The sequence below is a fragment of the Chlamydia gallinacea 08-1274/3 genome (assembly GCF_000471025.2).
In the GTDB taxonomy this organism is placed as follows: domain Bacteria; phylum Chlamydiota; class Chlamydiia; order Chlamydiales; family Chlamydiaceae; genus Chlamydia; species Chlamydia gallinacea.
Window position 1 is genome coordinate 729863 of record NZ_CP015840.1, and the last position, 12784, is coordinate 742646.

The following is a 12784-nucleotide window of genomic DNA, read 5'->3' on the forward strand; positions in this document are numbered from 1 at the left end:
GTATTAAAAAATCAATAAGATAGAAAATTAAAAGAATATAAAACATTCTCTATGAATGTGAAAGGAAGATATTTTCATCTAGGAAGTTGCTAGATTTTGTTTGCGAGAATGAAAATAGCTTTTCAGGGTGAGTATGAGTTAAGAAGATGTGATCTTAGAAGGAGTGTATAAGGGAAAAATAGCACGGAATTTCAAAAGAAAACGAGCGTGCTATTTTCTTCTGTTGTGAAACAAATTAGAAGATGTATTTTCCCCCTAAATCAGTGGTGTAATTTCTAGAAGATCCTCGTAATTCAAAAGCGCCATGGTAGAAAATTTTAAAGTTGTTGCCTAAACTATGATATGCTGAACCATCGACTAATAGAGCTTGTCGTGCAAGGTTAGTAGCTCCTGTAGCCCAGGAAATACTTCCTGAAGGGAGGAAAACCTTAGACTTTGGATATAAGCGATAGATATCCTGGGAGTAACTGAGAGAAAGGGTAAGATCATTAAAGGCTGTATTTCTTTCAAATTTCAATCCCAAAGGAATAGCAACATTCATTAAACAGGCACTTTGAAATGTTCTATTGTTATCTCCTCCTCGACGTTCTTTAAAGTTTTGTTGTTCTACAAGGACAATATGAAGTTGAGCATAAGGAGAAAAGTAACGTCTAGGTAAGGAGCCCCCCAAAGCTGCTGAGATACAATGGTTATTCCATTTTCCTATAGAAGCAGGAGAAGGAGTGTGTTGGGTTTCCATAGCATTGCGCGCTAGGCTATAGCTAAGATGGGCATCCACAATCATAAGAGATTGTTCAGGCAGTTGAGATAGTATCGCTCCTTTTCTTTTGGATAAGGCATAGTGGTGTACCATGCGTTCTTGTTTAGAATGCAGAGTAAGAGCGTAAATGTGAGATTTTGTACGCGCTAGATTGTAGTCCTTATCTCGACCAAATAGTTGGCAAAAGGCAACGTCCATGAGATAATCGTCTATACTTTCTAGACTGGTTCCTAGCATATATCCTGAGCTAATATGGCGGAATCCTTGTTGAACAGGAGTGGAATCCCTATGAAAGAAATTCGCAATTCCCGCTACCCAGAATCCTGGGAAATTTGCACTTTCGGCATTGACTGCGACCAATTTTTGTATTGCTTGTATATCAATTGCCGAACACCATAGGCTATTTGGAACTAAAGTGGCACGTCTTTCAGGACTAGGCTTATAACCTTGAGATCTCCATTTTAATTCGAAAGAAATTGCGCCGTTGGCGTCTTGAACTTGAACGACTTCCCACTGTCCTTGGTAACCGAAATTCGAGTCCGTAGATCCTTGAGGAATAATATTCAGTCCTGTCGTGTCGACTTTCCCTCCTTGCCCTGTAGTAATACTTAAAATATTCGCAGAAAAGTTCTGGCTAAGAAGTGGATTGTCATAAAATTGACCGCTAGAATTTACAAATTGTAAATCTCCGGTGACATGCACTGTTCCTGTACTGCTTCCTGTAATGTTAATAACTTGTCCTGATCCTAAAGAGTCTAAGTTTACAGCCAGGTTACTGATCGTGATAGAACCATCCAGAGCTGTTTGTTGTGTATATGGAGGAGTTCCGGTTGAAGATTTAGGGAGATAGCGATGGAGTTTTTCGGCAAGTAGCGTGTGGATTGTATGCACGGCCTCTGTATATTTAGATGGTGTTCTATTGGAAAGAGAGGATCGTAGTGCTCTTGCTTGTACTTCTACTGGTGCTTTAGGATCTGACGTAGTCAGGGAATCTTTGCTTTCTGTATCTCCCGGCGCTGTATCAGATGGAAGAGGTGTTGCTACTTCTGGCAATGATTTTTCCACAGTTTTTTCAGGAGATGCAGAGGCTGCTTGGGATGCACCTGTTTGTTGGTCGCTGGAAGCTTGACTATCTGTAGAGCTGGAGGCAGCTCCGTTTTGCTGAGTCGAGGGTTGTGTGGATGATGAGAATCCAGCCTGTATCGTAGTCCCTCCATCCATAATAATTAAGGAATTGGGATTTTGCGTAAATGAATCTACCAGTAACGTAGCTCCGCTCTTCAAGACAAGAGTTCCTGCTTCTAAGACTACAGGACAATGGAAGATGCTTGTTGTATTTGCAGAATTTGTAGCTTCTTCTTTTGTTAATTTCTCTCCTGAGAAGACAATCCGCCCGTCATATACGGTCGAGTCATCGGATTCATTAGCAGCATTAAATTTTAACGGAGTCGCTGGGGTAGATGAGGCTTTTTGTGTAATGACGGGATCATAAAAGGTGAGGCTATGATCTGTTCCAGCTCGTAGTTGTAAGATTTGTGCTCCACTGCCTAGGTAGAGAGCATTGTGCAGGGGTGTTGTTGTTTTCGTAGTAGGAGAAGTTTGGCTAGTGCTTCCTGTAATGGAAGAGTCGATGGCAGTGGTTTGTGTATTCCCCCAGAAAGAAATATTTCCATCTTTGGCAGAAATGACAATCGTTCCCCCATCAGCGACGTAAATTGCTCCTCCTTGGGAAGCTGAGTTTTCTGAGAAGGTGATGTCTCCACCACTAATTAGAGATACGGATTTACTATAGAGAGCTCCCCCGTAACCATAAGCAGAGTTATTAGAAAAGGTTACTGAAGTATTTCCTGAGATGGTGATCGTAGGTTGAGTAGTTGTGGGCGTGGAATCCTGAGATGCTATGCTTTCTGGTTGGAGGTTAGAATTAGAATAATATCGAATATATTGAGAAGATGGAGAAGTGACTTTATTTTCACTAGGGACAGAAACTTCAGGAGACTCTGTCGTGGGTGCGGTGATACAACAAATCGCCCCTCCATGTCCTTGAGTGGAAGCTGTTACGCTTGAATCTGATGCATCTGCTTGTGTCGAGACAGTAGCCGATAGGATAGGACTTGCAGAAAGGGGTGATGACGTTGGTGAAGTAAGGGATGACGAGGCGCTTTGTTTTGTTGTATTTCCAGAAAATACTACTGTTGCGTTGCCAGTAATATTTACATTTCCAGTAGAGTAGATGGAACCACCTTGGTTTGCTGCAGTATTATTGGAGAACGTGACAGTTCCTGTATTGTTTGTAATGTCACAGTTTCCTAAAACTTGGATAGCGCCCCCATTGGTTTTGGAATTATTTCCAGAGAAGGAGACATTTATATTATTAGAGAAAGAAATACTTGGGGATGATGAAGATTCTGTAACGCTGAGTGCGGCCGGAGCGCCGGCACCACCACCACCAGAACCTTGTCCTCCATTACTAGTAGAGCCACTCTCTCCTCCAGAGGAAGAACCATCCTGATCTCCGGAGCTGGTAGTTTCTTTAGGTCCAACGTAAATAGCACTTTCTGCAGAGGCTGCATCAGCAGTAGCCTTGTTAAAGGATAAATTAGAGAACCCAGAGAAAGTTAAAGAAGAATCAGCACTATTGTTAATCGCAGATCCTTTTCCTGTAATCGAAATATTAGAAAAAGTTAGAGAGTGGTTATTTCCAGCAAAACTTAATGAACCATCGGTATTAGTAAAACAGCTGGTAGTTGTTTTTCCGGAAGAGGCTGACGTCTCCTTAGAAGGAGTTTCTGATTCTGTAGTTGCAGTTGTAGGAGAGGGATCTTCAGTTGGAGTTTTGGATTCTTGTTGTACTGTATTTTCTGCGTCAGAAGTAGAAGATATTAACCGGTTTTTTTCTAGTTTTGTTGTGTTTGCCGGAGCAAGGAAAGAAGTAACATCTGTTGTAGGTAAAGATGTTCCATCTGTAGAAGGAGAGACTTGATCTTCTCCATTTTTTGGTTGGGATTCGGATGCTTCCGGAGTTGTTTGAGATTCTTCTGTTTCTTCTTGAGTTTCTTTCTTGGCTTCATCTTTATTTTCTTCAGTTGCCCCTTCTCCATTGGTTCTCTCTTGTGTGCTGGTAACATTAGCAAAGGAAATATCCGTATTTAGGGTATATGTAGTTCCTGTAGATAAGGAGGATTTCCTTTGGGTAAAGGGTGTTGAAGCTGTTGTTCCATCATAATTGTCTTTAGTTTCTAAAGAGATCTTTCCATTTTGTTCTTGAGGAGGGTTTTCTTGAGTTTCTGCAGAGGCAAGAGATAGAGGAGAAACAAAAGTAGAAGAAATTAATAGAAAATGAACGGAGGACTTCATAAGCATTTTTTGGGAGTTAGGATTTGATTTGCAAAATAGGAAAAAAAGCAAAAAAAATCAAAAAGAAGGTAGAAAAAGGTTTTAATTTTAATAAAAATAAACCAAGGATCTTATTAAACTAATCTTATATCTTTCATATGGAACGATTAGTATAAAAGGATTCTTGGTTTTTTGTGTGTTATAATCCATAAGATTAGAAGACCTAAAAAATAGGAGCGCCTAATTTTTAGGATCACAATGATGAGAAGAAGTTCCTTTAGAACAACAATCTTTGGATGAATATTTTCTAGAACAGCAACCGCAAAAGCCAATGAAATAGAGAATACCGGCAAGCCCTATAACAATATACGTAATATTTGTGGCTGGTGTGTTGGCTCCTCCACATAATCGTTCAATTATGTTGATTTTATGGTGTGTTAACCCCACAATACCAACATTTAATGCGCTAAGAACAATGATAAGAGAAGATAGTCCCCGAACAAGTTTGCCTAGCATTGTTTTTCTCCTAAGTGATGTATACTTAATTCTACCTTTTAATCTTTTTTATAATTTAATAAAGATTTTTTTTATTTGTGGTCTTTTGAACAGGCATTGACTTTTTGCATACAAGGAGTTAAGTTGGGCAAGAAGTTTTTTTGTTAATCCAACAAGAAACAGCGTTTCTTTGGGACACTATGGGTGGGGATGAGAAAATGAAGCGAACATATGTAAATAGAGAAGATATTGTCATACTAGCTAAGCTTTCTGCTTTGGAGCTCAGTGAAGAACTTATACAAGAGTACAGTACTTCATTGAATGATGTTATCCACACAATGGAGGAAACTATCTCTATGGATGTCACGGATATTGTTGATGATCTTCCCTTAGTTCATGTCGTGGGTCCCGAAGATTTACGGGAAGATGTAGTAGCTTCTAATTTCTCAAGAGAAGAGTTTCTCGCTAATGTCCCAGAATCTTTAGGGGGCTTGGTGAAGGTCCCTACAATAATTAAATAGAGAAAGATGTAGGAAGCTATGTATCAAAAGAGTGCCTTAGAGTTAAGAAATGCTGTGGTTCAAGGAGAGACTTCGGCTACAGCGATAGTTAGTTGTTTTTATAGCAGGATACAAGAAGAGGATAGCCACATAGGAGCCTTTCTCTCTCTATGTCAGGAGAGAGCATATGAAAAAGCTGCTCGTATTGATGAAAAGCGTGCGCAAGGAAAACCTTTAGGAAAATTGGCTGGGGTTCCCATAGGAATTAAGGATAACATCCATGTTGCTGGTTTGCACACAACATGCGCTTCAAAAATGTTGGAAAATTATGTAGCTCCGTTTGATGCTACAGTAGTAGAACGTATAGAAGCAGAGGATGGCATTATTCTTGGGAAACTCAATATGGATGAGTTTGCTATGGGATCCACAACACAATACTCTGCTTTTCATCCTACGAAAAATCCTTGGGATCTTTCTTGTGTTCCTGGGGGTTCCTCAGGGGGATCTGCCGCAGCAGTAGCCGCAAGGTTCTGTCCTATAACTTTAGGCTCAGACACTGGGGGATCGATACGTCAGCCTGCCGCATTTTGTGGCGTAGTGGGATTTAAACCTTCTTACGGCGCTGTATCGCGTTATGGTTTAGTTGCTTTTGGTTCTTCTTTAGATCAGATAGGTCCTTTAACGACAGTTGTGGAAGACGTAGCTCTTGCTATGGATGTCTTTGCAGGTAAAGATGATCGAGATCTCACATCTCAGCATTTCTTCACAGGATCATTTCATGAAGCATTATCTTTAGAAGTTCCACAGTTAATTGGTGTTCCTAATAGATTTTTAGAGGGATTACGAGAGGATATCAAAGAGAATTTCGTTGCCTCTTTAAAGGTTTTAGAAAGTCAAGGCAGCCGGATTGTTGATATTGATTTAGATATTTTACGCCATGCTGTTTCTGTGTATTATATTCTAGCTTCTGCGGAAGCAAGTGCCAACCTAGCACGGTTTGATGGGATTCGCTATGGTTATAGGTCTCCAGAAGCAAAAACTATAGAGGATGTTTATACGTTTTCCCGAGGTCAAGGATTTGGCAAGGAAGTCATGCGGAGAATTCTTTTAGGAAACTACGTATTATCTGCAGAAAGACAAAGCGTATACTATAAAAAAGGTTCGGCTGTACGAGCAAAAATTATACAAGCTTTTCAGAAGGCTTATGAATTATGTGATGTCATTGCTATGCCCGTATGTTCTTGCCCTGCATTTCCTTTTGGTGAAATTTTAGATCCTGTATCTCTATATCTTCAGGATATTTATACTGTAGCAGTGAACCTTGCTTATCTACCGGCTATCGCTGTTCCTTCCGGATTTTCTCAAGAAGGCCTGCCCTTAGGATTTCAAATTATTGGGAAACACGGGCAAGATCAGCAAGTGTGTCAGGTGGGCTATAGTTTTCAAGAACATAGTGGAATAAAAAATATTTATCCTAAAGAATATAAGAAAATTCTTGATGGAGGGGTAAAATCATGAGCAATGTTTATGCTGATTGGGAATCCGTCATAGGTTTGGAAGTACACGTAGAATTGAATACAGCATCCAAGTTATTTAGTGGAGCTCGTAATCGTTTTGGTGATGAACCTAATACCAATATCTCTCCTGTATGTACGGGATTGCCTGGAACATTACCCGTCTTAAATAAGGAAGCAGTGCGAAAAGCCGTTTTGTTCGGTTGTGCTGTGCAGGGTGAAGTTGCCTTGTTCAGCCGTTTTGATAGGAAATCTTATTTTTACCCAGATAGCCCTAGAAATTTTCAAATTACTCAATTTGATTATCCTATTGTTCGGGGCGGACATGTAAAGGCTTTAGTTCAAGGAGAAGAACGGTATTTTGAACTCGCGCAAGCACATATGGAAGATGACGCTGGTATGCTAAAACACTTCGGTAACTTTGCCGGAGTAGATTATAATCGCGCAGGTGTTCCTCTTATAGAAATTGTATCTAAGCCATGTATGTTTTGCTCCGAAGATGCTGTGGCATATGCAACTGCTTTAGTGTCATTGCTAGATTACATTGGCGTGTCTGATTGTAATATGGAAGAAGGCTCCGTACGCTTTGATGTGAATATTTCTGTACGCCCTAAGGGGAGTAAGGAGTTACGCAACAAAGTAGAAATTAAAAATATGAATTCCTTTGCATTTATGGCACAGGCGCTAGAAGCTGAAAAGTGTCGCCAAATTGATGAATATCTTACTCATCCTCATAAGGATCCTAAAGAAGTAATACCCGGGGCTACCTACCGATGGGATCCAGAGAAAAAGAAAACAGTATTAATGCGTCGTAAAGAGCGCGCGGAAGATTATAAATATTTTATCGAGCCAGATCTTCCTGTGTTACAGTTAACAGAAGCATATATAGAGGAAATTCGTGCCACGCTTCCAGAGCTTCCCTATGATAAATACCAACGATATTTAAAAGATTATGGTATTGCTGAAGATATTGCCGCTATTTTGATTAGCGATAAATACATCGCTCAATTTTTTGAGGTTGCCGCTGCACAGTGTGCGAATTATCGTGCTCTTTCTAATTGGGTGACTGTAGAATTCATAGGACGGTGTAAAAACTTAGGAAAAAAATTAGTTTGTTCAGGGGTTCTTCCTGAACACGTTGCTCAGTTAGTGAATTTTATTGATAGCGGAGTCATCACAGGAAAAATCGCTAAAGATGTAGCAGATATGATGATGGATTCTCCACATAAAAGCCCTGAAGATATCCTTAAGGAAAATCCTGATCTGCTTCCTATGACAGATGAAGAGGCTTTACTAACTATTATCAAGGAAGTTGTTCAGGAAAACCCTCAATCCGTAGCGGATTATCATAGTGGTAAAACAAAAGCCCTAGGATTTTTAGTAGGACAAGTTATGAAGCGTACTCAGGGGAAAGCTCCTCCTAACCGAGTAAATGCTTTGTTATGCATAGAATTGAAGAGTTAATAAAAGCTGGCCTATCTCTCTTATATTGGGACCAGTTCTTTTGAAATTCTTATGAGAAAAGATCTAGTCTTAAAGAGGACTGTTATCACAAGTGGCACAAGCGTGTAACACAGCAGGGGTTACTTTTTCCTTCTTTTGGATTTCTTTTTCCTATGCTTTTCTTCTTCTGGAGAGGATTGTTCGTCTTCTCTTTTATGTTTCTCTCGTCCTGAGTGTTTAGAAGATTCTGTTCGGTTTACTTTACGTAGTAGTGGGCTGTTTTCTTGGCCTAGTTTCCTACTTTTAATCAGGGGGGAAGAAACATTCCCTAAGGGAGCAATAATTAAAGATAGATTTGAGTTGGAGCACGATTCGTGGGGTAAGCTTGGAGGAGTGAAGTTAGGAACTCCAATGACTTCCTCTTCTTGGCTAGGAGAATCAATATCGCTTGAGAAGTCGGGTTCATAGCCGTTTGAAAGTAGTGTATGTATAGAATTTTTCTTGTGAAGAACAATATTTCCTTGACTGCTATGGCGTATCCGTTTTTGGCGAGCAGCTAGCCGTGCTTGTTGTGCTTGGTGGGTTTGTTGAGATTTTATAGATGCTGGGCTTTTTCTTTCAGTAGTAAGAAGCTTCTCATCACTTAGATATTGCTTAGAAGGTCCTAGTGGAGTAGAAGACTGATCAGTAAATTGGGAAATTTTTTTCTGTTCTTTGATGAGGGCTTCGGTTTTAAAATGTTGGAAAGTCACCTTATGCAGTGAAATTAGGGATAAACCTATTGTCATTACCCCCATGGAGAATAAAGGATTAGCAACAATTAATATGCTCCCTCCAGAAGCTACAGAAGCAGTTGCTAAAAGTAATGACGCCATTCCCAACAAGATAAAGGGTAGGAAAATAGCTGTTAGGGTGTCGGCAATTTTTTGTGCTTTGGAAGTTGACGCAGCGTCAGAAATGAGCATAGCTAGTCCCAGAGTACTGAGAACAAAACCAGGAATTAAACCAAATAACAGTAATCCCTGTCCTTGTGATACTATTAGAATGGATACAATAGCAATGATAGCAATTGCAATAATGGTGATATCATAGACATAGCGCATACAAGGGTAGCGATCAGGAAGAGAAATCAGTCTCTCTAGAGGATTAGATGGTTTCGGAAGACGCCCATACATAGTCTGTGACTTAGGATTAGGGCCCGACAGGGTGGAACTTAAGACTTTACTCATGCTATACCCTAATTTTTGACTTAGTTGCTTTTATTATAATTTCTTACATTGTTTATTTGGATTATTTTGTTTTATATTTATGTTAATTTCTTATAAAGATTAAGAAATTTATTAACATGTGCGCCTATGTTCCTATCTTTCGAGTCAACGTTAATTGGCGTATTGCGTGCTCTAGAAGAAGTGATAAAAGAGACAATAAAAATATGAAACACGGAGAAGAATTTTAGGAGAATTGTGGGTTAGCTCGTGGAGAAAATAGTTCCCTATGGATATGCAGAAGAGTGGTGCTAGTTCCTGCAGCTCCCAAAATGCCAATCGTTAAAAATACTACTTCAGGAGAAATCATAATAAGACAAAATATTGAAGCAACAATGAGAGCGGTTACTAGAATACTCATTATCCATGCTATCAAGTAGGAAGGAACATGACGAATACCCTTTCCGGAGACACATTTCATTAGGCAGATCGTGGGGAGTAAGACGGTGCCTACAAGAGACATTAGAGGAAAGCTAAGTATTTTTATTGTTCCAAGAACTGTGGAAATAACAACTTCAATCAATATAGCTAATTTTGGATGCAGAAGAGCTTGACGCTGACAACAACGAGCCAGAACTCTCTCTGGGAACGTCAAGTCAATATAAATGCGTGTGCCCTTTTGATACAATTCACGACAATCCATTTTAGACAAGAGATTCCCATTACTTAGAAACAAAATTTTAGGAAGGGACAATTTTTAGTACAATAATAAATCCTTTGTAGATCGTTTTAAAATAATCATTTAAAACGAAATTATAGCAGACCCTCCAAAAAATACTGAAGTCTTAAAAGGATAACTAGTACTTTGGGTGTTATGGCTGTCTGCTAGAGAAATATCGTTACCGAGGGACCAGCCATAAAATGCTTTGATAAAGCTTCCAGGCCAAGGAGAGAGTTTGATATTTCCTTCGATTTCTCGTCCTTGGTACTCAAAAATACCTTCGGAAGAAGCTAAATGGTTTTTGGGAAGTTTTTTTCGAAATCGCGTTAAACGATAAGCAGCTCCAAAATCACATACCGAAGTGCATTTGTATTCTAATGAGAAGTTCAGAGGATAAATGCAATGAATAGTGACTTGATCATTCGGTTTATAGGAGGCTCCAATTAGAGGCCAGGCTTTTTCTTGATGTAATCCTGTTTCATTGATCATTCCGAATACTACGGAAAGCTGTCGTGTCGCTTGATATTTTCCCGACAGTACTGCCTGATGCAGGCTGTAGCCAATCTCAAGGTTTTCGGGATCTACAAGAGAAGAAAACATTACGGACCACTGCCAATTTGTTAAGGATACTGTATAAGCTCCTAAGGAAAGCATAAGATAATTATAGAAGGACTTATCTTGAAACGTTGCATAGCCCAATAATGATTGAGGATCCCCTACTTTAGGTTGTGTGTGGTCCCAGAGAACATTAACGCCTACATACCCTGTGGATAGAAGTAATCCAAATTGTGGGTTCAGGGGTAGGGTAAAAAGAAGAGAAGCATCAGATTGGCGTAAACCTAAAGATTGATGGGATAGTTTTTTAAATTCAGCATTTTCAACTTGCAAATATTGCATTTGCAAAGAAAAAAGACGAGGTTGAGAGGATGCTTCACGCGCTTCTTTATCGATCCCTAAAGCATCATGGATCATGTAGATCGGGGTGGAAATGAGCTGACCAGAAAGAGTCAGTAAATGGAAAAACAATTTCAACATATTCCCGTCACTATATTCATTAACTCTCACTAGAAGAATTTCTTCGAAACTCTGTTTCAGAGGACACAAAAGTTTTCATAGCTAGAAGCGCTGAGTATTTTGCCTAACAATAGACTAAACCATTTATAGGATAGATTACTACTGATTTTCATATTCTGTATCTGATGAGTTAACAATACATACCTTCTCATAGCTATGTGCAAGAGAGAATTTCATGAAATGTTTTAAAGTGTGTTTTGCATACAAGAGGTAAAATGTCTTTTCCTAAGGAGTGAACAATAGATTTTCCTGCTGCTTTGACTTGAGCCGATGCTCCTTTAGGTAATTTTACGGAAAATTGCTTTTCTAGTTGTTCTATGGCAGAGATAAAAGCTTCTCGAGCCAGTATAGAAGCTGCTGCAACAACGATATCTTGTTCGGCATGGGTTGTTTGTACTACAGGGATGCTTACATGTTTTTTTTTCAAAGCATTGAGCAAGATACTTTCAGATGAAGCAAATTGATCCGAGATAGCAAATACGTTTTCTGCAGGATGCGGAGATAATTCATCAATAATTGTTGCGTGTGCCCAAGCCAAAAGAAGATTTAAGTTTTGAAACTTTTGATAGAGTTCATTGTATTTTTGTGGATAAAGCACCAAGAGTTTATACGTACATAAAGAGCGGATATTTTTAGCTAGTGAGATAATTTGAGTATCCTTAAGTAGTTTAGAATCTCGAATTCCTGTGTTGTAAAGTTTTTGAAGAATTTCTTTACTGGAAGCGAATACCCCTGCAATACACAGCGGACCAAAAAAGTCTCCCTTTCCGGATTCATCTACTCCTAAACGAGGACGGAGATCTTTTTGCGTATCAGGGCAAGAAAATGTAAGCAAGATTTCTGGTTCTAAGAAAAATTCAATGAATTCTTGTGATCCTTTTCCTTGAACAACAAGCTTTCCTGAAGAATATAATGCGCAGCTTACTGAAGATGAGCGTGCTAAAAAAATTGTATGAGGGGGATAGGAAAACTCAAAGCCTTTTTCTTCTAGTCGGGATTTAAGTAAGCCATATAGTGAAGGAGATAGTTGGGTAACAAATGGTACTGACATAATACAGAAATTCACTTTGCGTAAGAATTTGAATAGGAAACTTTATATGTTTTTCATGTTTTTACGCATTTCTAATGTGGAGTTCGTCATTTTATGGATTTTAAAATACAAATTAAACGTTAATTTTGTATAGTCTTGCAATAAGACAGGACTTGAGTTTATAAAGAAGGAAATTTCAATTTTAAGATGGACTTGAGATTGAAAAGATAATCTACGGACCCTTGAGAAGCAACAATTTCTATGACAGAACATATTCATCAAGAATTAGTTCATTTAGGCGAAATTTTTCGTAATAAACGTGAAGAAAAATCCCTATCATTAAAAGATGTAGAAACCGCAACTGCTATTCGTTGCTCGTGTTTAGAAGCAATAGAAAATGGGTGCTTGGGAAAGTTGATTTCTCCAGTGTATGCTCAAGGATTTATAAAGAAGTATGCTGCGTATTTAGGCTTAGATAGCGAACGTATTCTTCAAGAACATCCTTATGTTATTAAAATTTTTAAAGAATTTTCAGAACATAATATGGAGATGTTGTTGGATTTAGAATCTATGGGGGGGAGAAATTCTCCGGAACAGATTATTCGTGGTTGGTCAAATCTTTGGTGGGCAGCGCTTATTGTTGGTAGCATTGTGACCATTTGGTGGTTGGGTTCTCGGCTTTCTATTTTTTAAATTTATATATTTT

The 12784-nt window shown here is 39.0% G+C and carries 10 protein-coding genes; 4 read left to right on the plus strand and 6 right to left on the minus strand.

Annotation, left to right across the window (positions count from 1 at the left end; all coding sequences use genetic code 11):
• Positions 1 to 235 precede the first annotated feature (235 nt).
• Together M787_RS03285 and M787_RS03290 are read right to left on the minus strand one after the other, a co-directional pair.
• On the minus strand, positions 236 to 4117 hold the full coding sequence (locus M787_RS03285) for a polymorphic outer membrane protein middle domain-containing protein (protein WP_021828149.1): 3882 nt from the start codon (positions 4115 to 4117) through the stop codon (positions 236 to 238).
• Positions 4118 to 4336: 219 nt separating this feature from the next.
• On the minus strand, positions 4337 to 4612 hold the full coding sequence (locus M787_RS03290; RefSeq protein WP_021828150.1) for a DUF378 domain-containing protein: 276 nt from the start codon (positions 4610 to 4612) through the stop codon (positions 4337 to 4339).
• A gap of 197 nt (positions 4613 to 4809) precedes the next feature.
• On the opposite strand from M787_RS03290, the gene gatC reads away from it, so the two are divergent.
• From gatC to gatB, 3 genes are read left to right on the plus strand one after another with little or no spacing between them, the layout of a single operon-like run.
• Positions 4810 to 5112: an Asp-tRNA(Asn)/Glu-tRNA(Gln) amidotransferase subunit GatC gene (gene gatC / locus M787_RS03295; RefSeq protein WP_040429726.1), complete on the plus strand. Its 303-nt coding sequence runs from the start codon at positions 4810 to 4812 to the stop codon at positions 5110 to 5112.
• Positions 5113 to 5130: 18 nt separating this feature from the next.
• On the plus strand, positions 5131 to 6609 hold the full coding sequence (gene gatA / locus M787_RS03300; protein ID WP_021828152.1) for an Asp-tRNA(Asn)/Glu-tRNA(Gln) amidotransferase subunit GatA: 1479 nt from the start codon (positions 5131 to 5133) through the stop codon (positions 6607 to 6609).
• Positions 6606 to 8069 (plus strand): Asp-tRNA(Asn)/Glu-tRNA(Gln) amidotransferase subunit GatB, encoded by a 1464-nt coding sequence (gene gatB / locus M787_RS03305; protein WP_021828153.1) that lies wholly within the window; start codon positions 6606 to 6608, stop codon positions 8067 to 8069. The genes gatA and gatB overlap by 4 nt, the downstream gene beginning before the upstream one ends.
• A gap of 119 nt (positions 8070 to 8188) precedes the next feature.
• Here gatB and M787_RS03310 read toward each other — a convergent pair whose 3' ends face one another.
• From M787_RS03310 to rnhC, 4 genes are all read right to left on the minus strand, one after another.
• Positions 8189 to 9277 (minus strand): IncV family inclusion membrane protein, encoded by a 1089-nt coding sequence (locus M787_RS03310; protein WP_021828154.1) that lies wholly within the window; start codon positions 9275 to 9277, stop codon positions 8189 to 8191.
• A gap of 223 nt (positions 9278 to 9500) precedes the next feature.
• The gene (locus tag M787_RS03315; RefSeq protein WP_021828155.1) at positions 9501 to 9956 is read right to left on the minus strand and encodes a DUF5422 family protein; all 456 of its coding nucleotides are present in this window, start codon (positions 9954 to 9956) and stop codon (positions 9501 to 9503) included.
• Between the two features lie 99 nt (positions 9957 to 10055).
• Positions 10056 to 11009, minus strand: coding sequence for a hypothetical protein (locus M787_RS03320; protein ID WP_021828156.1), 954 nt, complete (start codon positions 11007 to 11009; stop codon positions 10056 to 10058).
• A gap of 193 nt (positions 11010 to 11202) precedes the next feature.
• Entirely contained in the window at positions 11203 to 12099 is an 897-nt protein-coding gene (gene rnhC, locus M787_RS03325) for a ribonuclease HIII (protein WP_021828157.1), read from the minus strand.
• Between the two features lie 240 nt (positions 12100 to 12339).
• Here rnhC and M787_RS03330 point away from each other — a divergent pair, with 240 nt between their 5' ends.
• Positions 12340 to 12771 (plus strand): helix-turn-helix domain-containing protein, encoded by a 432-nt coding sequence (locus M787_RS03330; RefSeq protein ID WP_021828158.1) that lies wholly within the window; start codon positions 12340 to 12342, stop codon positions 12769 to 12771.
• Positions 12772 to 12784: the final 13 nt, after the last annotated feature.